This is a genomic window from Ruegeria sp. AM4 (assembly GCF_056540665.1).
Window position 1 is genome coordinate 103,875 of sequence record NZ_JBQFXD010000009.1, and the last position, 23,531, is coordinate 127,405.

The following is a 23,531-nucleotide window of genomic DNA, read 5'->3' on the forward strand; positions in this document are numbered from 1 at the left end:
ATGAATGAATTCTATGGCTTCCGGCTTCCCAACCCGCTGATGCTGGGCACCGCGCAATATCCCAGCCCGGCCATTCTGGAACAGGCGTTCCGGGAGAGCGGCGCCGCTGTCGCAACCGTATCCCTGCGCCGCGAGTCTGGCGCGGGTCAGACCTTTTGGCAAATGATCCGCGATTTGGGCGTAACGATCCTGCCCAACACCGCCGGGTGCCACACGGTCAAAGAGGCCGTCACAACTGCGCATATGGCGCGCGAGGTGTTTGACACGCGATGGATCAAGCTGGAACTCATCGGCCATACCGACAGCCTGCAACCGGATGTGTTCCAACTGGTCGAGGCGGCGCGCATTCTAACCGATGACGGGTTTCAGGTGTTCCCTTACACCACCGACGACCTGATCGTAGGCGAGCGGTTGCTTGACGCGGGATGCGAGGTTCTGATGCCCTGGGGGGCCCCCATCGGGTCTGGCCGCGGGCTGTCGAACACCTATGCGTTGCGGGCGATGCGGGCCGAGTTTCCCGATATCCCGCTGGTGGTCGATGCCGGGATCGGTCTCCCCAGCCATGCAGCGCAGGCAATGGAACTTGGCTACGACGCAGTGCTACTGAACACCGCCGTGGCACGCGCCGGGGACCCGGTCGAGATGGCCCGCGCGATGGCGTTGGCCATCGAGGCAGGGCAACTGGCAAACCAGGCCGACCCGATTGAACCGCGCGACATGGCCGAGCCCTCGACCCCGGTGATCGGAAAGGCGTTTCTGTCATGACTCTGGATCGCTTTTATCCCATTTTCGATCACTCGGACTGGCTGCGCCGAATGCTGCCTTTGGGCGTGAAATTGGTGCAGCTGCGCATCAAGGATCAACCGGCTGAGGATGTCGCAGACCAGATCGTTCAATCACGCAACCTGTGCCGCGAACATGGTGCGGTTCTGGTGGTCAATGACTATTGGCAACAGGCGATCGATGCAGGCTGCGACTGGGTTCATCTGGGACAGGAAGATCTGGACGATGCAGACCTCAAAGCGATCCGAAAAGCGGGTCTAAAGCTGGGTGTTTCGACCCATGACGATGATGAGCTGGAGCGGGTTCTGGCGATGGATCCCGACTATGTGGCGCTTGGTCCGGTCTATCCGACGATCCTGAAAAAGATGAAGTGGCACCAGCAGGGTCTGCCGCGCGTGACCGAATGGAAACGCCGTGTCGGCGCGATCCCATTGGTCGGGATCGGCGGGATGAGCGTCGAACGTGCGCCCGGCGTTTTGGCAGCGGGGGCCGACATCGTCTCGGCGGTCACCGACATTACGCTGAACAGCGACCCCGAAACGCGCGTCCGCCAATGGGTCGAGGCCACACGATGAGTCGCTACGCGCGCCAGATAACCCTGCCCGAAGTTGGGCCACACGGTCAGTCACGCCTGTCGGACGCACGCATTCTTGTGGTCGGATCGGGCGGCTTGGCTGCGCCTTCGCTTCCCTTGCTGGCGGGCGCTGGCGTCGGTGCGCTGGCGATCATGGATGGTGATACCGTTTCGCTGTCTAATTTGCATCGGCAAACCCTGTTTGCTGAACAGGATTGCGGCCAGCCCAAGGCCGAAATTGCCGCGCAAAGGTGCCGCGCATTGAACAGCGATGTGCGTATCGACGCGGTCGAATGCGCTTTGACTCCCGAAAATGCGCCGGAGATGGTCGAACAGTTCGATCTGGTTCTGGATTGTGCGGACAGCTATGCCGCCAGCTACACCCTTTCGGATACCTGTCTTGCCACCGGCACCCCGCTGATCAGCGCCTCGGTGCTGGGGATGACGGGGTATGTCGGCGGGTTCTGCGGCGGTGCACCTTCGCTGCGCGCAGTGTTCCCGGATGCACCGGACAGTGGGGCCAGCTGCGCGACAGCAGGCGTATTGGGGCCAGTTGTCGGTGTGGTCGGCGCAATGCAGGCGCAGATGGCGTTGAACGTGATTCTGGGGCTCGATCCAGCACCACTGGGTCAGGTGACACAATATGACGGCCGGACATGCCGCAGTTCGACCTTTCGCTTTGACGATGCACCGGAACCCGACGGTCATTTCCGATTTATCGCGCCGTCGCAGCTGAAGCCGGACGACATGATTGTCGAGCTACGTGACGTCGACGAAGCGCCTGTAGCCATTCATCCCCGCGCGCGCCGAATCGCGCCGGAATCTCTGAAAACAGAGTCTAACTTGGGGCAAAGACTGGCCTTGTGCTGTGCAACAGGACTGCGGGCCTGGCGCGCAGCCGAACGCATTCAACCGGATTGGTCCGGCGAGATTGTCCTCGTCGCGGCCGCAACCTCGTGAAAAAAGGAACCGCGAGACATGAAAAAGCTGATGACAGCGATTGCGCTTCTGGCCGCCGCGCCAGCCTGGGCCGAAGACAAGATGACGGTGCTGCTGGACTGGTTCATCAACCCCGATCATGGCCCGATCATTGTAGCGCAGGAAAACGGATATTTTGCTGAGCAAGGCCTTGAGGTCGAAATCGTCCCGCCTGCGGACCCGTCTGCTCCACCACGTCTGGTCGCAGCCGGTCAGGCCGATCTGGCGGTGTCCTATCAGCCTCAGCTGCACTTGCAGATCCACGAAGGGCTGCCGCTGAAACGTGTCGGCACGCTGGTTGCAACGCCGCTGAACTGTCTGCTGGTTCTCAAGGATGGCCCGATCAAGTCGCCTGCGGACCTTAAGGGCAAGAAGATCGGTTTTTCGGTTGCAGGTGTGGAAGAGGCCGTTCTGGGCACTGTTCTGGGCAAGTACGATGTCAAACTGGATGAGGTCGAGCTGATCAACGTAAACTTCTCGCTGTCCCCGTCGCTGATGTCGGGGCAGGTGGATGCAGTCATTGGCGCCTATCGCAACTTTGAACTGAACCAGATGGATATCGAAGGCGCACCCGGCACCTGTTTCTACATCGAGGAAGAGGGCGTGCCCCCCTACGATGAGCTGATCTATGTTGCCAACCCTGAAACCATGGACATCAACAAAGTTGCGCGATTCCTGGCCGCGACCGAGAAGGCGACCCATTACATCGTCAACAACCCCGAAAAGAGCTGGGAGATCTTTGCCGCCACCTCGACCGAGCTTCAGGATGAGCTGAATGCGCGTGCCTGGGTCGATACCCTGCCCCGGTTTGCGCTGCGCCCGGCGGCCTTTGATGCAGGTCGGTACTCGCATTACGAGGAATTCCTCAAAAACAGCGGCATGATCGATAGCATCAACCCTGTCAGCGATATCGCCATCGATGTGACCGCGAAATGAGCGGGTATGGCAAAGCCTTCGCATTGATGCGCGATGCAACGCCGGGACCGTGGCGGGCATACACCCGCCACGCCTTTGTCGAAAGTTTGAGGGACGGGACATTGCCGCGCGCGGCGTTCCTGCACTATCTGCGGCAGGACTATGTGTTCCTGATCCATTTCGCCCGTGCCTGGGCGCTGGCGGTGGTCAAGTCAGAGACGCACGAGGAAATGCTGGCCGCGTCGCGCACCGTGAACGGGCTGATCAGCGAAGAGATGAAGCTGCATATCGGCGTCTGCGAGGCCGCAGGGATTTCGCAGGAGGAGCTGTTTGCAACACCCGAGCGGCACGAGAACCTCGCCTATACCCGCTTTGTCCTCGAGGCCGGGTATAGCGGGGATCTGCTGGATCTTCTGGCGGCGCTTGTTCCCTGCGTGATGGGCTATGGCGAGATCGGCGCGCGTCTGGCGCCCGAGGCGACCTCGGACACCTATCGCGACTGGATCGACACCTATGCGGGGCAGGATTATCAGGATGCCTGCGTCGCAGTGGGCGAAATGCTGGATCAGGCTCTAACACGGCGCATAGGGGCGGATCTTCAGGCCTCACCCCGGTGGGAGAGACTGTGCCAGACCTTTCGCACTGCCACCGAGCTCGAGGTCAATTTCTGGCAAATGGGGCTGACCCCGTGACGCAAGCGCCCGATCTGACCATCAGCGGAACGGCCACGATTGACGGTGCGACCTTGTTTGCGCCGCTTACCTTGACCCTTGGGGCGGGGCAGTGGACATGTCTGCTGGGCGGATCGGGCGTTGGAAAAACCACCGTGCTGCGGTTGATCGCCGGGCTTGAAACCGGGGCGCAGTTTACCGGCGACATCACCGCGAGCGATGGCACCGCAGTACCGGAACGCGTGGCCTATATGGCGCAGAACGATTTGCTGTTGCCCTGGGCTACGGTCGCCCAAAACGTCTCGCTGGGTGCGCGGCTTCGGGGGGAAAAGCCTGATCTTGCGCGTCGAGACCGCCTGATCGAACGGATGCGGCTGCAGGATCACATGAGGAAGAAACCGACGGAATTATCGGGTGGACAACGGCAGCGCGTGGCTCTGGCCCGAACGCTGATGGAGGATCGCCCGATTGTCCTGCTGGACGAACCGTTCTCGGCACTTGATGCGCGAACGCGGGCAGACATGCAGGATCTGGCCGCCGAGGCGTTGCAGGGTCGGACCGTCCTGCTGGTGACGCATGATCCGGGTGAAGCCGCCCGGCTTGGCCAATCGATTGTCGTGATGACCCAGCACGGCTTGACCCCGTGCCAACCGCCCCACGCCGCAGCACCGCGCAGGGTCGATGATCTTGAGACGCTGGAAACGCAGGGCGCATTGTTGCGACTGCTGCGAGAGGAGGCCGTGTGAAAGCCCTCTCAGCCCTGGCTGCTACCCTGTTCGCGGTTGCGATCTGGCAAGGGATCGTGTCGCTGACCGACCTGCCCAAATTCATCCTGCCGGGCCCTGCTCTGGTCGCCGAAACCTGGTGGAAGAACCGCTGGCTGATCGCCGAGCACACCTGGATCACAGCGGTCGAGGTCGTCATCGGTTTTGCCTGCGGCACGGTTCTGGGGGTCATCACCGCCTTGCAACTGGCGAACTCCCGCGCTGCAAGGGTATTGGTTCAGCCGATGCTGGTGTTCACGCAGGCGTTGCCGGTCTTTGCGCTGGCCCCGCTGTTAACCCTATGGCTGGGCTATGGTCTTTGGTCCAAGGTGGCGATGGCCGTTCTGATTATCTATTTCCCCATCACCTCATCCTTCTTCGACGGGCTGATGCGGACACCGGCGGGGTATCTGGATCTGGCCCGCACGATGCAGGCTGGAAAGCGCGCGGTGTTGTGGCACATTCGGATCCCCGCCGCGTTGCCGTCGCTGGCCTCGGGGATGCGGCTGGCGGCTGTCTACGCGCCGATCGGAGCGGTGATCGGCGAATGGGTCGGATCCTCGCAGGGGCTGGGCTATCTGATGCTGTTGGCAAACGGGCGTGCCAAGACCGATCTGATGTTTGCGGCGATGCTGACACTTGGGGTGTTCTCGATCCTGCTGCACATGATCGTTCGCCGGGCGACGGCGCGCATGGCAGGCGAGACGCGTTAACCAATCAGAAACTGATTCTGCGTCAGTGTGCCAGTATGACCCAGGACGCCTTTGCCGAAGCCCCAATGCTTTTCGAAACGGACGAAGCCCCAGCGCAGCCGCTGCCGAGTGGTCGGTTACCCTCCTATATCAAGGACCACCGCAAGCGGCTGCGCGAACGATTCATGTCCGGTGGGTCGGCGGCAATGCCGGATTATGAATTGCTGGAACTGGCGCTGTTCCGATCCATCCCCCGGCAGGATGTGAAACCTCTGGCGCGGGCGCTGATGGACACGTTCGGCGATTTCAATCGCGTGCTGACCGCGCCCGAGGAGCGCTTGCGCCAGATCAAAGGCGTTGGCGATACGGTCATCACCGACCTGAAAATACTTGAGGCCTGTGCCCATCGCATGGCCCGGGCGCGGGTGATGCAGCGGCATGTGATTTCGGGCTGGGACGCGTTGCTGGACTATTGCCACACCACCATGGCGCATGGTGAAACAGAGCAATTTCGGGTGTTCTTTCTGGACCGCAAGAACGTGCTGATCGCGGATGAAGAGCAGGCCAAGGGCACCGTTGACCACGTTCCGGTCTATCCGCGTGAGGTCGCCAAACGGGCGCTCGAACTGAATGCCTCGGCGCTGATACTGGTACACAACCACCCCTCGGGTGATCCGACCCCGTCGCAATCGGATATCGACATGACCAACCGAATTCAGGATGCCTGCACGGCGCTGGGCCTGACCCTGCATGATCATCTGATCATTGGAAAGTCGACCGAGCTTAGCTTTCGGGCGCAAGGCTATCTGTAAGGGTAGCGCTGATGCCGATTTACTGAACCCAAACCTCGACCCTGCGGTTGACCTTTTTACCCCATTCCGAGTCGTCGCAGGCCATCGGCATAGCCTCGCCAAACCCTTCGACCGTCAATTCCACGCTGTCCGGAACCGTGGTTTCGACCGCAGCCAGAACTGCGTTTCGCACAGTATTGGCGCGTAGTTTCGCAATGCGGGCATTCGCGGCGGCAGGACCTTCGCCATCGCTGAAGCCCACAAAAGCCAATTTGCGGGCGTCGAACGAACCACCCTCAAGCGCCTGCGCCAGCAGCAGGATATTCGCGCGTGACTGGGCATCGGGACGCGAAGACCCGGCCTGAAACCTGAAGGACAGCGACAGGCGGGACATCGGGCGCAAGGTTTCGATCATTCGCTGCAGTTCCTCGATCCCGACCTCGACCCCTCCGGTGGAGATTGCATTGGCCAGCCGGTCGCCCTGAAGCCCGATCCGCGTCGTTTCCAGGGCCTGATCGACCAGCCCGGCCTCGCGGATCACCATCTGTGCGTCCGGGCTTTGGGCATAGGCCAGAAACTGACGGGCAATCCGCGGCAGACGGTGCGGCGGCAGATACAGAAACATCGGCGCGGTCAGCGGATAATCCTCGGTCTTGACCGAATGCCGAGTGGCGGTCAGGGCATGCCCGCATCCGCCGGCCAGCGGCAGGGCCTGCGCCGATCCCAGACCCGCGTGGCTGCCAATTCCCAAAGCAAAAGGGTCGCGGGCGACCGCCAAAACCATGTCGTGGCCCCGTTGGTGCCGGGTGATGTGCCCGGTCAGCGCGGCATCGGTCGCGTGCGGCAACTGATCCTCGATCGCCTGGGCCAGACCCGATCCGGTTTCGGGCAGGTGCAGCGCGATGGACGCGTCCGGTCCGCCGAGTTCCATCCAATTCGACATTTCGCCTGCCAGAATCCGCACCAGATCGGCGGGCGAAATCTGATTGATCGGGCTATCCGGGGACACAAAAGGCACAATTGCGTCCAGCGCCAGAACGCGCGAACGCCGTGGATCCGTCAGATTGCCCAGACCCGCGGCTAGGGCGGCGTCATGTTCAGACGGACGAATCTCTCGCTGGGCCATAACAATGTCCGTCGCGTCCGAGATCAGATCGGCAAAGCCCGCGCTTGTATCGGTACCGTGCAGCCGTAGACGCGCAAGTGGGGCCGAGCGGTCCAGCTGGGACAGCGAGTAGACGGTTTCGGGGCCCGCTTCGTCCTCTTGCGCGGCAATCAGCCCCTCGTGCCGGGCAAAGCCGCGGATCAGCGTGGGCAATAACGTGTCGGCCATGACCGATGAGCCCGAGAACCGAATCTCGGCCACGAAATCGATCAAGTTGGGGCAGGCTGGCCCGTCACAGGTCACGCCCGAGCCGTCAATTGTCAGCTCGCCAAATTGCGTGTCCAGACGGTAAAACTCGCCATCATAGCCCAGAAGGGTCCCGACAACTTCGACGCTGCCGTCATGTGACGTGAGTGTGATGTCCTGTGCGTATGCGCCAAATGGGGCAACCACGCCGATCAGCGCAGCCATCGCCGCACGAAGAAATGCCATTGGGGACCGTTGATTTGACTGCTCTTACCGTGCGGCGATTGTCAGGTCTTCGAGCAGATTATTCAACACCAGAAAATCTTCGGCCGCGTCGCAGCCCGGTAATGTCACCGTCAGATCACGCGAACGCAAACGCCGGTCGCCACGGATTTCCAGCGCCTGCACGCTCAGGTCCGCGCCGCAATTGGCGGCGGTCACTTCGGCCTCGACGCTCAACGCGATGTCGCCTGTTTGCGCATCGGCGCGGTTCGGGACCGAATATATCTGCACCTGACGCGCGTGTTGCGCACCCAGATGTATGACCGAACCGGCTCCGGACGCTTGGGGGCTGGCCCAGACATGCCCGTCCTCGCCATAGCTGGCGCCAAATTCCAACGCGTGCAATTGCAGTTCGGTGTCGCCCTGCCATTGCAGCGCCACCCGTTCAAAGTTCTTCAGGTCGGGGATATGGGTTGTAGCCACTGTGCCGGTGTCGTCTTCCAGCGAAATCAGGAAAATCGCGTATTCCGACAGGGCTGGGACCGTCAGGTCCAGTTTGCCCTGAGCGTCAGTCATAGCGGTGAAGGACAGCCCGCTGTGGCGGATCTGAACCTGTTCCTGCGCTGCGCAAGGGGCTTTGACCATCAGCCGGGCCATCGCCTGCGATGCGGAAAACGCACGTGCGGTCAGGGCACAATTTGCGAGCTTTGACGGTTGCAGGCGCAGCGGCTCAGTCGGCTGCGGCGTGGTCTCGGCCGATCCCGAGGTCCGGGAAGATGTCAGCGTCACGGCCTCCAGCCCCGCCAGGACCGAAGCCTGACCGGTTGACGCCACCTGACCGGCAGCAGGGGCGGGGTCTGACGGGCGTGTCGACCCGTTCTGCATCAAATATCCGATCGCAAGGGCGCAAGCGACAGTGCCGCCCATGGTCACGTAGTTTCTTACAACAAACACATCACTCTCCCCAGTTGAAGGAGCGAGTCGTACTCTCGTTAACAATCGCGGCTTATATGTGGCCGCGCAACGGAGTCATTGTGACCGGAATCGGGCCGCCTCAGGTCAGGCGGCCATGACAATGCTTGAATTTCTTGCCGGACCCGCAGGGACAGGGATCGTTGCGCGACGGGTTGCCCCAGGTCGATGGGTCGTCCTCGACAAAGCCGGGGCGCGGGTCGCCGGATGCTTCGGCCTCGGCGACCGCTTCGGCGCGGTTCGTGGCCTGATCAACAGCCTGCTGCGACTGAGCCTGTTGCGCCGCCATCTGCGCCAGCATTTCCTTCTGCTCTTCCTCGGTCAGAGGCCGGACACGGGACAGTTGCTGGCTGACGGTTTCGCGCAGAGAATCCAGCATTCCTTCGAACAGCTGGAAGCTCTCGTTCTTGTATTCGTTCAGCGGATCGCGCTGGGCGTAGCCACGGAACCCAACGACCGAGCGTAGATGTTCGAGCGTCAGCAGATGCTCGCGCCATTTGGCGTCGATAGTTTGCAGCAGAACCTGCTTTTCGATGTTGCGCATGTTCTCAGGCCCAAAGGCCACGGCCTTTTGTGCCATCATTTCATCGGCGGATTTGACCAGACGTTCGCGCACCTGTTCGTCATCGACACCTTCTTCGGCGGCCCAATCCTGGACCGGGGCGTCAATGCTCAGCTTGTCCTTGATCGCCTCGTGCAGACCTTCGGTGTCCCATTGATCCGCGTAGGATTTGGGGGGCATGTATTCGTCGATCAGATCGTCGATCACCTGTTCGCGCATGTCCGAGACGATCTCGGACAGGTCGTCGGCTGACATGATTTCGCGACGCTGGCTAAAGACCACCTTACGCTGGTCATTCATCACATCGTCGAACTTCAGAACGGTCTTGCGAATGTCAAAGTTGCGGCCTTCGACCTTCGACTGGGCGCGTTCCAGCGATTTGTTGACCCAAGGGTGGATGATCGCCTCGCCTTCTTTCATGCCCAGCGTGGTCAGCACCTTGTCCAACCGCTCCGAGCCGAAAATACGCATCAGGTCGTCTTCGAGGCTCAGATAAAACACCGTGCGGCCCGGATCACCCTGACGGCCCGAGCGACCGCGCAGCTGGTTGTCGATCCGCCGGCTTTCGTGCCGTTCGGACGCCATCACATAAAGTCCACCGGCCTCAAGCACTTTCTGCTTTTCTTCGGCATGCTTGGCCTCTTCCGCGGCGCGCAATTCGTTTGGATCAGCCTCGGGGTTTTCGGCCAGCGCCTGCAGGACCTTCATCTCGACATTGCCGCCCAACTGAATGTCGGTTCCACGACCGGCCATGTTGGTGGCGATGGTCACTGCGCCCAGACGTCCTGCATCCGCGACGATCTGCGCCTCTTGCTCGTGCTGGCGGGCGTTCAAAACGTTGTGTTCGATGCCTTCCTTGGTCAGCATCTGGCTCAGCACCTCGGACTTTTCGATCGAGGTCGTGCCCAGCAGAACCGGCTGGCCTTTCTTGGTGGCCTCTTTGGTCTGACCGATCATGGCCTGATACTTTTCCATCGCTGTGCGATAGACCTGATCGTCGCGATCCTCGCGCGCGATGGGCTTGTTGGTCGGAACCTCGACCACGCCCAGACCGTAGATTTCGGCGAATTCCTCGGCCTCGGTCGCGGCGGTACCGGTCATGCCGCCCAGCTTGTCGTACAGGCGGAAGTAGTTCTGGAAAGTAACACTGGCCAGCGTCACGTTTTCCGGCTGGATCGTCACTGCCTCTTTCGCCTCGATCGCCTGATGCAGCCCTTCGGACAGGCGACGACCGGGCATCATGCGGCCGGTGAACTCGTCGATCAGCACCACGTTGCCATCACGGACGATATAGTCCTTGTCACGCGTGAACAGCTTATGCGCGCGCAGGCCCTGATTGACATGGTGCACGACCGTGGTGCTTTCCGGGTCATACAGCGAATGCCCTTCGGGGATCAGCCCGGCGGTGATCAGTTGCTGCTCCAGGAACTCGTTACCCTCGTCGGTGAAGGTCACGTTGCGCGCCTTTTCATCCAGCGTGAAGTGGTCGTCCTGCAACGAGGGGATCAGCGCATCAATAGCGGTATACAGGTCCGAGCGGTCCTGCGACGGGCCCGAGATGATCAGCGGCGTCCGCGCCTCGTCAATCAGGATCGAGTCGACCTCGTCCACAATCGCGAAGTTGTGGTGTTTCTGATAGACCTGATCCAGATCGGCCTTCATGTTGTCGCGCAGATAGTCAAAGCCCAGCTCGTTGTTGGTGGCGTAAGTGACGTCGCACTTATAGGCGGCCATTTTCTCGGCATCGGGCTGGCCGGACCAGATCACACCAGTAGTCATGCCCACGGCGCCAAAGACCTTGCCCATCCATTCCGAGTCGCGCTTGGCCAGGTATTCGTTCACCGTGACCACATGCACGCCCTTGCCGGTCAACGCGTTCAGATAGGCGGGGAAGGTGGCGACAAGGGTCTTGCCCTCGCCGGTTTTCATCTCGGCGATGTTGCCCTGATGCAGAAACGCGCCGCCCATCAGCTGCACGTCAAAAGCGCGCAGGCCCAGCGCACGTTTGGCCCCTTCGCGGACGTTGGCAAAGGCTTCGGGCAGCAGGTCATCCAGCGCCTCACCGTCCAGCGCGCGCTTGCGCAGCTCGGCGGTCTTTTCGATCAGGCCCTCATCGGACAGTTTCTCGAACTCGGGTTCCAGCGCGTTGATCTTTTCGATCAGGGGGCGGGTCGCCTTGATCTTGCGGTCGTTCGGTGTTCCGAACACCTTTTTGGCGAGCGTTCCGAGTCCCAGCATGTTCACTCCAGCGGATCTGTTCTTGTCTTGGTTGCGACAGGCTTGCCCACCTTGCGCGCAACCCATAGATACGGGGGGTGAAAGGCGGCCCTGTCCAAGGCTTCAAAGCGATGTAAGCGGCAGGTTCTGAAGTGTCAACGCCGCGCCCTGTCGCGGCAAGAAAATAGGATAATTCCATGCCCAAAGGCCTCACTTTTTTGCCATCGCTGGCCCTGACCGCTGTGATGGCCCTGCCACTGGCCGCCGAAACCAAGCCCGACGCTGCAACCGTTGTGGCGCGTGTGAACGGGGACGAGATCACATTGGGTCACGTTATCGCCACCGTCGCCAGCTTGCCGCAGCAATATCAGCAGCTGGAAGATGAGGTCCTGTATGACTTCATCCTTGAACAACTGGTACAACAGCAGCTGTTGGGCCAGCAGCAGGATGACCTGTCAAAACTGAACGCTCTGGCATTGGAAAATGAGGCCCGATCTCTGCGCGCGGTGCAGACGGTGAACGCGCTGACCGATGCCGAGATCACAGACGAGGCGATTCAAGCCGCTTATGACGCGCAATATGCGGATTTTGAAGGCGAGGACGAGTTCGACGCCAGCCATATTCTGGTCGAGACCGAAGACGAGGCCAAGGCGATCAAGGCGCAATTGGATGACGGTGCCGACTTTGCCGAGCTAGCCAAAGAAAAGTCCACCGGCCCGTCAGGTCCGAATGGCGGCGCGCTGGGCTGGTTTGGAAAGGGCCGCATGGTGCCTGAATTTGAAGCAGCCGTGCTGGAACTGTCGAAAGGTGATGTGTCCGAGCCGGTCCAAACCCAGTTCGGCTGGCATCTGGTGACACTCAACGATACGCGCAAATCCGAAGCGCCCGCGCTTGAAGCGGTCCGGGGGGATCTGGCCCAGACCTTGCAGCAAGAGGCGATCCAAGCCCGGATCGATGAGCTGACAGAACAAGCGCAGATCGACCGCCCCGAGATGGAAGGGGCTGGCCCGGAAATCATCCGCCAACTGGATCTGATTCAGGAGTAATTTTCGTGGCGACGATTACCAAGGTCTCTCCTCTGGCCCCGGCGGGCTTTCCCGATCTGCCCGCGATTGACGGTGTGCGCTTTGCCACCGTCGAGGCCGGCGTGCGCTATCAGGGCCGCACTGACGTCATGCTGGCGGTGCTTGATCCAGGCACCTCGGTGGCCGGGGTTTTTACCCGTTCTGCCACGCGCGCGGCCCCTGTGCTGGATTGTCAGGACAAGATCGGCGGGCCATGCGACGGTCCGGCGGCGATTCTAGTTAATTCGGGCAACGCCAACGCCTTTACCGGGCATTACGGCCAGACCTCGGTGGCTGAGGTGACGCAGGCGGTATCCAGCGCAACCGGCGTTCCGGTCGAGCGGGTCTATACCTCATCGACCGGAGTGATCGGTGAACCTCTGCCCCATGATCGTATTGTGGCCCAACTTGAGACGCTGAAAACGGGCCTCAGCCGCCATGCGATCGAAGACGCGGCGCGGGCCATCATGACCACGGATACCTTCCCCAAAGGTGCATCGGCGCAGGTCGAGATAGACGACAAAACAGTCTCTATTGCGGGGATTGCCAAGGGTTCGGGCATGATCGCTCCGGATATGGCGACGATGCTGGTTTACATCTTCACCGACGCCCAGATCGAGCAATCGGCCTTGCAAGCGATGCTAAGCGCGCAGACCGACCGGACCTTCAATTGCATCACCGTCGACAGCGATACGTCGACTTCCGACAGCCTGCTTCTATGTGCCACCGGTGCCTCGGGCGTTGATGCCACGGGCAACGCAGCTTTCGCCGAGGCACTGGAATCGGTAATGCTGGACCTCGCGCAGCAGGTGGTACGCGATGGGGAAGGCGCCACGAAATTCGTGGAAATCAGCGTGACCGGTGCCGCCTCGGATGCGGATGCCAAGACACACGGGCTGGCGATTGCCAACTCGCCTTTGGTGAAGACTGCCATCGCAGGCGAAGACCCGAACTGGGGCCGCATCGTCATGGCCATTGGCAAATCCGGCGCTGCCGCTGACCGCGACCGTCTGAGCATCTCGTTCGGAGACATCCTTGTGGCCCAAAAAGGCTGGGTCAGCCCGGATTACCGCGAAGAAGACGCCGCCGCGTATATGAAAGGCCAAAACCTCGTGATCGCGGTCGATCTGGGGCTGGGCGAGGGCGCATCAACCGTCTGGACCTGCGATCTGACCCACGGCTATATCGAGATCAACGCGGATTACCGCTCGTGAAGACCGTATTGGTATCGGCAGTCGCCCTGATCGACATCGAGGGCCGCGTCTTGCTGGCCCAACGCCCAGAAGGCAAGTCGATGGCCGGTCTCTGGGAATTTCCCGGCGGCAAAATCGAACCCGGCGAAACCCCCGAGGCAGCCCTGATCCGCGAATTGCACGAGGAACTGGGCATCGACACCTGGGCCTCGTGCCTCGCTCCGCTGACCTTCGCCAGCCACAGCTATGACGATTTTCACCTGCTGATGCCGCTGTTCGCCTGCCGCAAATGGGAGGGAATTCCGCAGTCAAAGGAGGGGCAGGCGCTGAAATGGGTCCGTGCGAATGATCTGCGCAACTATCCGATGCCTGCGGCCGATGTGCCCTTGATTCCGATTCTGCGGGATTGGTTGTAAGTTTGGTACCGGCAATCGGGCGGCTGGTCTCGGCCGGACTATTGGCGCAGAATCGCTCCTGGAACGACCGATATTCGCTGGAACATTAGATGATCATTGCGCGCAGGAATTAAAAAGGCGCCAGAGAGTTAGAACTTACGTCCTCACTTTCTGACGCCTTGTTGAACCTCATCATCCCCCCAGAGGGCGACAGCAGGCCCAGCTTGCATTCGGACGTTACCCTCCGATGCCAGAGCATTGTGTCCTAGAACCCGCCGCTCTCCGCTCAACCCTGCCAATCTGCTTCGTCCACCACGACGCTGACGCGCCCACGCAGTAAGAAGCCTATCGACCTACCCGAACCCATTCGCCACGAGGCTTTCACCCCCACACGATCCGGTCCGCATCCGATTGCCAGTTACACTCAAAGCTAAATCAGTGATCCGTCCTTGAATGCCCGTAAACAACCGGGGCCTTTGCGTCCACAGTGTCTGATCGAAATCATCTGCTGCGGTAAGTACACGCTAGGAATTCATACCGAGTCGGGCAACAGAAAATGTGATAGAATTGCAAATTTCTTGTGGACAACACATTGAATATACTTAGAAATTTCTGTGGATGATTTGTGGGTAAACTGAGATTTTCGTTCTTTTGCATTGTTTTACAATGGGACAAGCGATCTGTGCGATGCTGCCGAAAAAGACCGGCAAAGCCCTCGGCCCACCATGCCTGTTACAATTCGTAAGAATTGAGAAAACATCAGGAAAAAGTTGACGCTGATCCTGCTTGCGTCCCTTATCGGGACCAAGGCGTTCGGGCAATGACCCGGGTCCGCCATTTCCGGTCAATGACGTGACCGGATGGGGAGGAGAAGAAGATTGGCTCAGATGCAGTCGGGCGCTGAAGGGATGACCTCTCTTCCGGCGCTGCTACACCGCAATGCGACGCAGTTCGGGGATGCCCCGGCCTATCGGGAAAAGGAATTCGGGATCTGGCAATGCTGGACCTGGGCCGAAGCGGCACGGGAAATCCGCGCCATCGCGCTGGGGTTTCTGGAGCTTGGTATTGAGAAGGGCGACCATATCGCCGTCATAGGCCGCAACCGCCCGGCCCATTACTGGTCGATGGTTGCGGCGCAGATGGTGGGTGCGGTTCCGGTGCCTCTGTATCAGGATTCGGTCGCCGAAGAGATGGCCTATGTTCTCGAACATTGCGGCGCGAAATACGTGGTCTGCGGTGATCAGGAACAGGTCGACAAGGTTATCGAGATTCAGCAGAACCTGCATCAGGTCAAGCACATCCTCTATACCGACAAGCGCGGGATGCGGAAATACGACCATTCCCAGATGAACGCGCTCGAGGACATTATGGCCGAGGGCAGCGCCGGTCACGCGCGGTTCGACGCCGAGTTGGACAAACGCATCGCCGCGATCTCCTATGACGATACCTGTGTGATGCTCTATACTTCGGGCACCACGGGAAAGCCCAAGGGCGTGGTGCTGTCGAACCGCAATGTCATTGAAAGCGCCAAGAATTCCGCCGATTTCGATCATCTGACGCGGAACGAAGACATCCTGTCCTACCTGCCGATGGCCTGGGTGGGTGATTTCATCTTTTCCATCGGCCAGGCCTATTGGTGCGGATTTTGCGTGAACTGCCCCGAAAGCGCCGACACGATGATGACCGACCTGCGCGAGATTGGGCCGACCTATTTCTTTGCCCCGCCGCGTGTTTTTGAAACGCAGCTGACCAATGTGATGATCCGGATGGAGGATGCGGGCAAGCTGAAGCAGCGCATGTTCCACCACTTCATGGCCCATGCCAAGAAGGTCGGCGGCCTGCTGTTGGACGGCAAGCCGGTGGGCGTTGGCGACAAGCTGAAATATGCGTTGGGCAATCTGCTGGTCTATGGGCCGCTCAAGGACACGCTGGGCTATGGCCGTTTCCGCGTGGGCTATACCGCAGGCGAGGCGATCGGGCCGGAGATTTTCGACTTTTACCGCTCGCTTGGGATCAACCTGAAACAGCTTTACGGCCAGACCGAAGCGACCGTGTTCATCACGCAGCAGCCTGATGGCGAAGTGCGTGCCGATACCGTCGGCGTTCCCGCACCGGCGGTCGAGTTGAAGATCGACGACAAAGGCGAGATTCACTACCGCTCGCCGGGAGTATTCGTCGAGTATTACAACAACCCTGATTCCACGGCCTCGACCAAGGACGCCGAGGGCTGGGTGGCCACTGGTGATGCCGGGTTCATCGAAGAGAACTCGGGCCATCTGCGGATCATCGACCGCGCCAAGGATGTGGGCAAGATGGCCGACGGGTCGATGTTCGCGCCCAAATACGTCGAGAACAAGCTGAAGTTCTATCCCGATATACTGGAGGTTGTGTTGTTCGGTAACGGTAAGGACCGCTGCGTGGCCTTCATCAATATCGACCTTACGGCGGTCGGAAACTGGGCTGAACGCAACAATGTCGCCTACGCTTCCTACCAGGAATTGGCCGGTCATCCGCGTGTGTTAGAGACGATTCGAGGCCATGTGGAAGAGGTCAACAAGTCGGTTGCCGCCGATGAAATGCTATCGGGCTGCCAGGTGCATCGATTTGTGGTTCTGCACAAGGAGCTGGACGCCGATGATGGTGAGATGACTCGAACCCGCAAGGTGCGGCGCGGGTTTGTCGAAGACAAGTTTCACGACATCATTGCAGCGCTTTATGATGGATCTCCGAATATCTCGACTACGACCGAAGTGACCTATGAGGATGGCCGCAAGGGCTCGATTTCCGCAACGCTTGAGATCGTGGATGCACCGGTTGTGCCGGTCGCCCAGCACAAGGTGGCAGCGGAATGAGGGGTCGCCGAGCGCCGCTCGACCTGCGGTCATCGCCCCGCCCGCCATCCCGTTTTTGCGTAAGTCAGGGAGTGACTGATGCTGGATAATTCCGAAGGATACGTCACCGAAGACGGTCGCAAGATCGGTGGTGTGGTGATGGAGATGAAGAACATCACACTGCGTTTTGGCGGCGTCGTGGCAATCAAGGATATCTCGTTCGATATTCGCGAGGGTGAGATTCGCGCTATCATCGGGCCGAACGGGGCGGGCAAGTCCTCGATGCTGAACGTGATCTCGGGCTTTTATGTGCCGCAAGAGGGCGAGGTCTGGTTCCACGGGGCCAAACGCCCGCAGATGCGGCCCTTTGAGGTGGCGCGGCAAGGGATCGCGCGGACGTTCCAGAACATCGCCCTGTTCGAAGGTATGAGTGTGCTGGACAACGTGATGACCGGGCGGCTGAATTTCATGAAAACCAACATCTTCCAGCAAGCGATCTGGAAGGGCAGGGCCGAGGCGGAAGAGACCGAGAACCGCGAGGCGGTCGAGAGGATCATCGACTTCCTTGAGATCCAGCACATCCGCAAGACGCCCGTTTCACGCCTGCCTTACGGCTTGAAGAAACGGGTCGAACTGGCGCGTGCCTTAGCCGCCGAGCCCAAGCTGCTGCTGCTGGATGAACCGATGGCCGGGATGAATGTCGAAGAGAAAGAGGACATGAGCCGCTTTATCCTAGACGTGAATGACGAGTTCGGCACCACCATCGCCCTGATCGAACATGACATGGGCGTGGTGATGGATCTGAGCGACCGGGTGGTCGTGATGGATTACGGCCAAAAGATCGGCGACGGCACCCCCGACGAGGTGCGCAACAACCAAGAAGTCATCGACGCCTACCTGGGCGTTCAGCATTAGGGCCTGACAAACATGTTCCACGATATCTTTATCGCTCCGTTCGCAGACATGATCGCGGCCCCTGACTTTTTGCTGCAGGTGCTGTGGGAGGGTCTGGTTTCGGGCATCCTCTACGCGCTCATTGCGCTTGGTTTCGTTCTGATCTTCCGGTCCAGCCGCATCTTCAACTTTGCTCAGGGGATCATGGTTGTCTTTGCGGCGCTGACCCTTGTCGGCTTGCACGCGATGGGCGTGCCGGCCTGGATCTGCCTGCTTTTGACGCTTGGGGTCATGTATATCCTAGCGGCGGCCATTGAACGCATCGTGCTGCGACCGCTGGTCGGGCAGCCGGACATCATCCTGTTCATGGCAACCATCGGAATTACGCTGTTTCTGATCGGGCTGGGTGAGACCATCTTTGGCGGCGAAAACAAGGTCATGATCACAAGCGAGCTGGGCATTCCAACCGGCTCATGGACGTTGGAACCGTTTGGTGGGCTGCTGATACTGGAGCAGAAGGACGTAACGGCGGTTGTCGTGGCCGGCCTGCTGGTCGTGGGTTTGCTCGCCTTCCTGAACGGGACCCGCATGGGCCGGGCGATCCGCGCGCTGGGAGACGATTCTCAGGCCGCGTTGTCGGTAGGGATCTCGCCACAGACGATCTGGGTTCTGGTCTGGTTCATCGCCGGTATCATTGCCCTGGTCACCGGCATCGCCTGGGGCGCGCGTGCTGGGGTGTCGTTTGCGCTGGAGGTGATCGCCTACAAGGCGCTGCCGGTGTTGATGCTGGGCGGGCTTGAGAGCATTACCGGCGCAATCATCGGTGGCTTGATGATCGGCCTGCTTGAGAAGGTATTCGAGATCTATTGGGGTCAACCGCTGATGGGAGGCAATACCGAGACCTGGTTCGCCTTTGTCTTTGCGCTGATTGTGCTGCTCTTCCGTCCTCAGGGCCTGTTCGGAGAAAAAATCATCGAAAGGGTCTGAGGCGGCGCGGTGCGCGCTGCCAACCCATCTCGACCTGATCACTGCCGCGGATACTGACCGCCGACCCGAAGGAAACCAACAGATGTTCTACAAGATCGCAGGGCAATTCAAGACGTCCTACAGCTCTGATCAATCCCTGTTTCCGATCCGTCAGGACGCATTTTTGCTGGGGATCGTCCTGCTGTGTGCCTGGGTCATCTTTCCGCTGACCGCCAATGAGTTTTCGCTTCAGACCCTGCTGATACCTATCCTGATCTATTCGCTGGCTGCATTGGGACTGAATATCCTGACCGGTTATGCGGGACAGCTTAGCCTTGGGACCGCTGCATTCATGGGTGTCGGGGCCTATGCCTGCTACAAGATGATCACCCTCATGCCGTGGATGAACCCGATTGTGACCATCATGCTGTCTGGTGTGTTCAGTGCCGGTATCGGCGTCGCCTTTGGAATTCCCAGTCTGCGTATCAAAGGGTTTTATCTGGCAATCGCAACGCTGGCGGCTCAGTTCTTTCTGGTGTGGTTGTTTGAAAAGTGGGGTTGGCTCTACAACTACAACGCTTCCGGCGCGATTCAGGTGCCAAACCTGGATGTCTTCGGCGTTTTTGTGGCCGGGCCGCAGGCCTCGTCGGTGGTGCAGTATTATGTCGTGCTTGGCATCGTGACCTTGATCACCATCATCGCGATCAATCTGACCCGAGGCAAACTGGGCCGGACCTGGAAAGCAACCCGCGACATGGATTTTGCTGCCGAGCTGATCGGTATCAACCTGATGAAGTCGAAACTGACGGCCTTTGCGGTGTCATCATACATCGTGGGCGTCGCAGGCGCGCTGTTCGTGTTCATGTGGCGCGGTGCCGCGGAACCGAACCTGTTCGATATCCCGCTGAGTTTTCGCATCCTGTTTATCGCGATCATCGGCGGGTTGGGATCGATCCTCGGCAATTATCTGGGCGCAATCCTGATCGTCGGCTTGCCGGTTGTCCTCAATACCGTGCCATCGGCATTGGGCATTCACATCAGTTCCGCCACGGTCGAGCATCTCAATATCATGATCGTCGGTTCTCTGATCATATTCTTCCTGATCATCGAGCCGCACGGACTGGCACGGCTATGGGGATTGATACGGGAAAAGCTTGTCACCTGGCCATTCCCGCACTGAGCGAAGACGACAATAAATCTGAATAATCAATGGGAGGAGAATAATGAAACACTTTGTCAACCTTGCTGCCGCGTCGCTTGTCGCGGCGCTGACTGCGGGGTCTTCGGCGGCAGAGATCTATGCGCCGAACCTCAGCTATAGAACCGGACCTTTTGCAGCAACGGGTATCCCGTTGATGAATGGCCAGCGGGATTACTTCATCATGTTGAACGAACGTGATGGCGGTATCGGAGGCGTTCCGATCAATTTCGAGGAATGCGAAACCGGGTATTCGACCGAAAAGGGCGTCGAATGCTATGAAAAAACCAAAGGATCTGCGGTTGTAACTCAACCATGGTCGACAGGGATCACCCTTCAGGTTCTGCCAAAGACCAACGTGGACAAGATACCGATCCTTGCCCCGGGATATGGCTTTTCGCCGATGGCCGACGGCAAGGTGTTCCAGTGGGCTTTCAATGCGCCCGGATCGTATTGGGATGCGGCTTCGATGATCCTGCAATATGTGTCGGACGGCGATCTGAGTAACCTCAACGGTAAGAAAGTCGCATTTCTGCACCTCGATCACCCCTACGGGAAAGAACCGATCCCTTACTACGAAGCGCAAGCTGCCGAGCATGGGTTCGAGTTTCTGCCAATTCCTGTTGGTCTGAAAGAAATGCAGAACCAGTCGGCGCAATGGTTGCAGATTCGCCGAGAACGCCCCGACTATGTCATCATGTGGGGCTGGGGCGCGATGAATGCGGGCGCCATCACCGAAGCGGTCAAAACGAAGTATCCGATGGACCAGTTCGTTGGTGTCTGGTGGTCGGGACATGATGCTGACCTGAAACTGGTTGGCGATCAGGGCAAGGGCTATAAGTCCATCAGCTATTCGCGCCCGGTTCTGGACGCACCTCTGCTTGCGGATATCAAGAAGCACGTTGTCGACACCGGCAAAACCAAGTCGAACGAAGAAGAGATGCAGGGCGTCTTCTATAACCGCGGCCTCGTCATCTCGATGATACTGGCCGAAGGGATTAAGGCAGCGCAGGACCATTTCGGAGAAGCCGATATCAACGCGGAACAACTCCGCTGGGGTCTTGAAAATCTCGACATCAGCGAGGCGCGGCTGGAAGAGCTGGGCATGACCGGAATGGTCGCCCCATTCAGCACGTCGTGTTCAGACCATACCGGTCATTCGGGCGGATGGATTCTGGAATGGGATGGCAATCAGTTTGTCCAGGCCTCTGACCACCTCAGCCCTGATCGCGCGTCGATCCAGCCGCTCGAGACCGAAAAGGCAGCGGCCTATGCCGAGGAGAACGCACCTTGGCCGACGAACGAGGATTGCTCGTAATCAACATTTTACTCTCCCGGCGGATCGTCCGCCGGGAGATCGATTTCTGAAAAAAGAAAGACGGATTGATGCTGGACGCCGGCAAGACGCAAGAAACCCTGCTTGAGGTCAACAACATCGAGGTGATCTACAACCACGTCATTCTCGTTCTGAAGGGCGTCAGCCTCACTGTGCCCAAGGGTGGCATCACGGCGTTGCTGGGGGGCAATGGTGCGGGCAAGACGACAACGCTCAAAGCCGTTTCAAACCTGCTGCATTCGGAACGCGGTGAGGTCACAAAGGGCACGATCGAATATCGCGGCCAAAGCATCCACGCCAGCGATCCGGCCGCTCTGGTGGAAAAGGGCGTCATCCAGGTGATGGAAGGCCGCCATTGTTTCGAACACCTGACGGTCGAGGAAAACCTGCTGACAGGCGCCTATACCCGCAAGGACGGATCGGCTGCGATTCAGCAGGATCTTGAGCTTGTGTATTCCTATTTCCCCCGCCTCAAGGAACGCCGCAAATCGCAAGCGGGTTACACCTCGGGCGGAGAGCAGCAGATGGTGGCCATGGGCCGGGCGCTGATGTCGCGGCCCGAGACGATTTTGTTAGACGAACCGTCAATGGGGCTGGCGCCGCAGCTGGTCGAAGAGATTTTTGGCATCGTGAAGGACCTCAACGAGAAAGAGGGCGTGTCGTTTCTGCTGGCCGAGCAGAACACTAACGTGGCCCTGAGATTCGCGCATTATGGCTATATTCTGGAATCCGGTCGCGTGGTGATGGATGGGCCCGCCACCGAGCTTCGCGAAAACCCTGATGTAAAAGAATTCTACCTCGGCATGTCGGACGAGGGGCGCAAGAGTTTCCGCGACGTGCGTTCGTATCGCCGCCGTAAGCGGTGGCTGTAACGGGATGGAGGATCTGACGATGTCAAAACATTACGATACGCTCGAGATCCGATCAGCGGACGAACGCGCTGCCGATCAGGCCGAAGCCCTGCGTGTTCAGATCGAGCAGGCCAAAGCCGCGCCGGGTTTTGCCGCCCATCTTGCTGGCGCGGATACCAGTGCCGTGAAATCGGTCGAGGATCTGGTGAATTTGCCGGTACTGCGCAAATCGGACCTGATCCGCGCCCAGGCCGAGCGTCCGCCCTTTGGCGGGTTCACCGTAAAACCGGCTCGGCATTTCCATCACGTGTTTCAATCGCCGGGGCCGATCTATGAACCCGGCAGCACAGATCGCGACTGGTGGCGGATGGGGCGCTTTGTCCATGCGGCCGGGGTCGGACCGGGTGACATCGTGCAGAACTGCTTTGGCTATCACCTGACGCCCGCGGGTATGATCTTTGAGAACGGCGCGCGTGCTGTCGGGGCTGCCGTTCTGCCCGCGGGAACCGGGCAAACAGAATTGCAGGTGACCGCCGCTCGCGATGTGGGCTGTACCGCCTATGCGGGCACGCCGGATTATCTGAAGATCATTCTGGACAAAGCCGACGAGATGGGCGTGGACCTGGATTTCTCGAAGGCCGTGGTAGGCGGCGGTGCTTTGTTCCCGTCCTTGCGACAGGAATATGCGGATCGGGGCATCGCCTGCCTGCAATGCTATGCCACCGCTGATCTGGGCAACATCGCTTATGAAAGCCCCGCGATGGAGGGGATGATCATCGACGAACACGTGATCGTCGAGATTGTAACCCCCGGCACCGGATCGCCCGTGGCCGAAGGGGATGTGGGCGAGGTCGTGGTCACGTCGCTGAGTCCCGACTATCCGCTGATCCGTTTTGCAACCGGGGATCTGTCGGCGGTGATGCCGGGCCAATCCCCCTGCGGGCGCACCAATATGCGGATAAAGGGCTGGATGGGACGCGCCGATCAGACCACCAAGATCAAGGGTATGTTCGTGCGCCCCGAGCAGGTGGCGGTTCTGGTCGACAAACACTCGGAAATCGTCAAAGCGCGGGTCATCGCCGCGCGACAGGGCGAGATGGACACCATGACGGTACAAATCGAAAGCCCGGGCGGGGACGAAACCGCCTATGCCAAATCCGTGGTCGAGGTGCTGAAACTGAAAGGCGCGATCGAAGTGGTCGCCCCCGGGTCTTTGCCAAAAGACGGATTGGTAATCGAGGATCAGCGCGTCTACGAATGACCTGCGGCATCAGGTTGTCGGATTTGTTTGTCTGCCCACTGGCGTTTCCG

At 59.6% G+C, this 23,531-nt stretch carries 21 protein-coding genes; 18 read left to right on the top strand and 3 right to left on the bottom strand.

What is annotated here, in order from left to right; all coding sequences use genetic code 11:
- From ACR0JA_RS16510 to radC, 8 genes are read left to right on the top strand one after another with little or no spacing between them, the layout of a single operon-like run.
- Complete coding sequence (locus ACR0JA_RS16510) at nt 1-765, top strand: thiazole synthase (RefSeq protein ID WP_480577217.1); 765 nt, start codon at nt 1-3, stop codon at nt 763-765.
- Complete coding sequence (locus ACR0JA_RS16515; RefSeq protein ID WP_480577220.1) at nt 762-1,358, top strand: thiamine phosphate synthase; 597 nt, start codon at nt 762-764, stop codon at nt 1,356-1,358. The genes ACR0JA_RS16510 and ACR0JA_RS16515 overlap by 4 nt, the downstream gene beginning before the upstream one ends.
- Entirely contained in the window at nt 1,355-2,317 is a 963-nt protein-coding gene (locus tag ACR0JA_RS16520; RefSeq protein WP_480577223.1) for a HesA/MoeB/ThiF family protein, read from the top strand. The genes ACR0JA_RS16515 and ACR0JA_RS16520 overlap by 4 nt, the downstream gene beginning before the upstream one ends.
- 18 nt (nt 2,318-2,335) lie before the next feature.
- Nucleotides 2,336-3,271 carry an ABC transporter substrate-binding protein gene (locus ACR0JA_RS16525; RefSeq protein WP_480577226.1) on the top strand — a complete coding sequence of 312 codons (936 nt, stop codon included), beginning with the start codon at nt 2,336-2,338 and terminating at the stop codon, nt 3,269-3,271.
- Nucleotides 3,268-3,942 (top strand): thiaminase II, encoded by a 675-nt coding sequence (gene tenA, locus ACR0JA_RS16530; RefSeq protein ID WP_480577229.1) that lies wholly within the window; start codon nt 3,268-3,270, stop codon nt 3,940-3,942. The genes ACR0JA_RS16525 and tenA overlap by 4 nt, the downstream gene beginning before the upstream one ends.
- Nucleotides 3,939-4,667: an ABC transporter ATP-binding protein gene (locus ACR0JA_RS16535; RefSeq protein WP_480577232.1), complete on the top strand. Its 729-nt coding sequence runs from the start codon at nt 3,939-3,941 to the stop codon at nt 4,665-4,667. The genes tenA and ACR0JA_RS16535 overlap by 4 nt, the downstream gene beginning before the upstream one ends.
- Complete coding sequence (locus tag ACR0JA_RS16540) at nt 4,664-5,398, top strand: ABC transporter permease (RefSeq protein ID WP_480577235.1); 735 nt, start codon at nt 4,664-4,666, stop codon at nt 5,396-5,398. Before ACR0JA_RS16535 ends, ACR0JA_RS16540 begins: the two co-directional genes overlap by 4 nt.
- A gap of 35 nt (nt 5,399-5,433) precedes the next feature.
- The gene (gene radC / locus ACR0JA_RS16545) at nt 5,434-6,189 is read left to right on the top strand and encodes a RadC family protein (protein ID WP_480577238.1); all 756 of its coding nucleotides are present in this window, start codon (nt 5,434-5,436) and stop codon (nt 6,187-6,189) included.
- 19 nt (nt 6,190-6,208) lie between these two features.
- Here radC and ACR0JA_RS16550 read toward each other — a convergent pair whose 3' ends face one another.
- The 3 genes from ACR0JA_RS16550 to secA form a co-directional block, all read right to left on the bottom strand.
- The gene (locus ACR0JA_RS16550) at nt 6,209-7,765 is read right to left on the bottom strand and encodes a phosphate ABC transporter substrate-binding/OmpA family protein (protein ID WP_480577241.1); all 1,557 of its coding nucleotides are present in this window, start codon (nt 7,763-7,765) and stop codon (nt 6,209-6,211) included.
- A 24-nt stretch (nt 7,766-7,789) separates the two neighbouring features.
- Complete coding sequence (locus tag ACR0JA_RS16555; protein WP_480577244.1) at nt 7,790-8,695, bottom strand: hypothetical protein; 906 nt, start codon at nt 8,693-8,695, stop codon at nt 7,790-7,792.
- 100 nt (nt 8,696-8,795) lie between these two features.
- Entirely contained in the window at nt 8,796-11,513 is a 2,718-nt protein-coding gene (gene secA, locus ACR0JA_RS16560) for a preprotein translocase subunit SecA (protein WP_480577248.1), read from the bottom strand.
- A gap of 176 nt (nt 11,514-11,689) precedes the next feature.
- Here secA and ACR0JA_RS16565 point away from each other — a divergent pair, with 176 nt between their 5' ends.
- The 10 genes from ACR0JA_RS16565 to ACR0JA_RS16610 all read left to right on the top strand — a co-directional run bounded on the left by ACR0JA_RS16565 (nt 11,690) and on the right by ACR0JA_RS16610 (nt 23,481).
- Complete coding sequence (locus ACR0JA_RS16565; protein ID WP_480577251.1) at nt 11,690-12,538, top strand: peptidylprolyl isomerase; 849 nt, start codon at nt 11,690-11,692, stop codon at nt 12,536-12,538.
- A 5-nt stretch (nt 12,539-12,543) separates the two neighbouring features.
- Nucleotides 12,544-13,770 carry a bifunctional glutamate N-acetyltransferase/amino-acid acetyltransferase ArgJ gene (gene argJ / locus ACR0JA_RS16570; RefSeq protein ID WP_480577254.1) on the top strand — a complete coding sequence of 409 codons (1,227 nt, stop codon included), beginning with the start codon at nt 12,544-12,546 and terminating at the stop codon, nt 13,768-13,770.
- Nucleotides 13,767-14,165: an 8-oxo-dGTP diphosphatase MutT gene (gene mutT, locus ACR0JA_RS16575; protein WP_170334201.1), complete on the top strand. Its 399-nt coding sequence runs from the start codon at nt 13,767-13,769 to the stop codon at nt 14,163-14,165. Before argJ ends, mutT begins: the two co-directional genes overlap by 4 nt.
- 866 nt (nt 14,166-15,031) lie before the next feature.
- Nucleotides 15,032-16,996, top strand: coding sequence for an AMP-binding protein (locus ACR0JA_RS16580; protein WP_480577430.1), 1,965 nt, complete (start codon nt 15,032-15,034; stop codon nt 16,994-16,996).
- A 78-nt stretch (nt 16,997-17,074) separates the two neighbouring features.
- Nucleotides 17,075-17,890 (top strand): ABC transporter ATP-binding protein, encoded by an 816-nt coding sequence (locus ACR0JA_RS16585; RefSeq protein ID WP_480577257.1) that lies wholly within the window; start codon nt 17,075-17,077, stop codon nt 17,888-17,890.
- Nucleotides 17,891-17,902: 12 nt separating this feature from the next.
- Complete coding sequence (locus tag ACR0JA_RS16590; RefSeq protein ID WP_480577259.1) at nt 17,903-18,856, top strand: branched-chain amino acid ABC transporter permease; 954 nt, start codon at nt 17,903-17,905, stop codon at nt 18,854-18,856.
- An 82-nt stretch (nt 18,857-18,938) separates the two neighbouring features.
- A complete protein-coding gene (locus ACR0JA_RS16595; protein ID WP_480577262.1) occupies nt 18,939-20,015 on the top strand; it encodes a branched-chain amino acid ABC transporter permease in 1,077 nt (358 codons plus the stop codon).
- A gap of 43 nt (nt 20,016-20,058) precedes the next feature.
- Nucleotides 20,059-21,351, top strand: coding sequence for an ABC transporter substrate-binding protein (locus ACR0JA_RS16600; protein ID WP_480577265.1), 1,293 nt, complete (start codon nt 20,059-20,061; stop codon nt 21,349-21,351).
- A 68-nt stretch (nt 21,352-21,419) separates the two neighbouring features.
- The gene (locus ACR0JA_RS16605; RefSeq protein WP_480577266.1) at nt 21,420-22,241 is read left to right on the top strand and encodes an ABC transporter ATP-binding protein; all 822 of its coding nucleotides are present in this window, start codon (nt 21,420-21,422) and stop codon (nt 22,239-22,241) included.
- 19 nt (nt 22,242-22,260) lie between these two features.
- Entirely contained in the window at nt 22,261-23,481 is a 1,221-nt protein-coding gene (locus ACR0JA_RS16610; RefSeq protein WP_480577268.1) for a phenylacetate--CoA ligase family protein, read from the top strand.
- Nucleotides 23,482-23,531 lie beyond the last annotated feature (50 nt).

Bases quoted from the DNA above. Each gene is read 5' to 3' on its own strand.
- ACR0JA_RS16510 (WP_480577217.1), top strand. From the start codon at position 1: ATGAATGAATTCTATGGCTTCCGGCTTCCCAACCCGCTGATGCTGGGC.
- ACR0JA_RS16515 (WP_480577220.1), top strand. From the start codon at position 762: ATGACTCTGGATCGCTTTTATCCCATTTTCGATCACTCGGACTGGCTG.
- ACR0JA_RS16520 (WP_480577223.1), top strand. From the start codon at position 1,355: ATGAGTCGCTACGCGCGCCAGATAACCCTGCCCGAAGTTGGGCCACAC.
- ACR0JA_RS16525 (WP_480577226.1), top strand. From the start codon at position 2,336: ATGAAAAAGCTGATGACAGCGATTGCGCTTCTGGCCGCCGCGCCAGCC.
- tenA (WP_480577229.1), top strand. From the start codon at position 3,268: ATGAGCGGGTATGGCAAAGCCTTCGCATTGATGCGCGATGCAACGCCG.
- radC (WP_480577238.1), top strand. From the start codon at position 5,434: ATGACCCAGGACGCCTTTGCCGAAGCCCCAATGCTTTTCGAAACGGAC.
- ACR0JA_RS16550 (WP_480577241.1), bottom strand. From the start codon at position 7,765: ATGGCATTTCTTCGTGCGGCGATGGCTGCGCTGATCGGCGTGGTTGCC.
- secA (WP_480577248.1), bottom strand. From the start codon at position 11,513: ATGCTGGGACTCGGAACGCTCGCCAAAAAGGTGTTCGGAACACCGAAC.
- ACR0JA_RS16565 (WP_480577251.1), top strand. From the start codon at position 11,690: ATGCCCAAAGGCCTCACTTTTTTGCCATCGCTGGCCCTGACCGCTGTG.
- ACR0JA_RS16580 (WP_480577430.1), top strand. From the start codon at position 15,032: ATGCAGTCGGGCGCTGAAGGGATGACCTCTCTTCCGGCGCTGCTACAC.
- ACR0JA_RS16585 (WP_480577257.1), top strand. From the start codon at position 17,075: ATGCTGGATAATTCCGAAGGATACGTCACCGAAGACGGTCGCAAGATC.
- ACR0JA_RS16590 (WP_480577259.1), top strand. From the start codon at position 17,903: ATGTTCCACGATATCTTTATCGCTCCGTTCGCAGACATGATCGCGGCC.
- ACR0JA_RS16595 (WP_480577262.1), top strand. From the start codon at position 18,939: ATGTTCTACAAGATCGCAGGGCAATTCAAGACGTCCTACAGCTCTGAT.
- ACR0JA_RS16600 (WP_480577265.1), top strand. From the start codon at position 20,059: ATGAAACACTTTGTCAACCTTGCTGCCGCGTCGCTTGTCGCGGCGCTG.
- ACR0JA_RS16605 (WP_480577266.1), top strand. From the start codon at position 21,420: ATGCTGGACGCCGGCAAGACGCAAGAAACCCTGCTTGAGGTCAACAAC.
- ACR0JA_RS16610 (WP_480577268.1), top strand. From the start codon at position 22,261: ATGTCAAAACATTACGATACGCTCGAGATCCGATCAGCGGACGAACGC.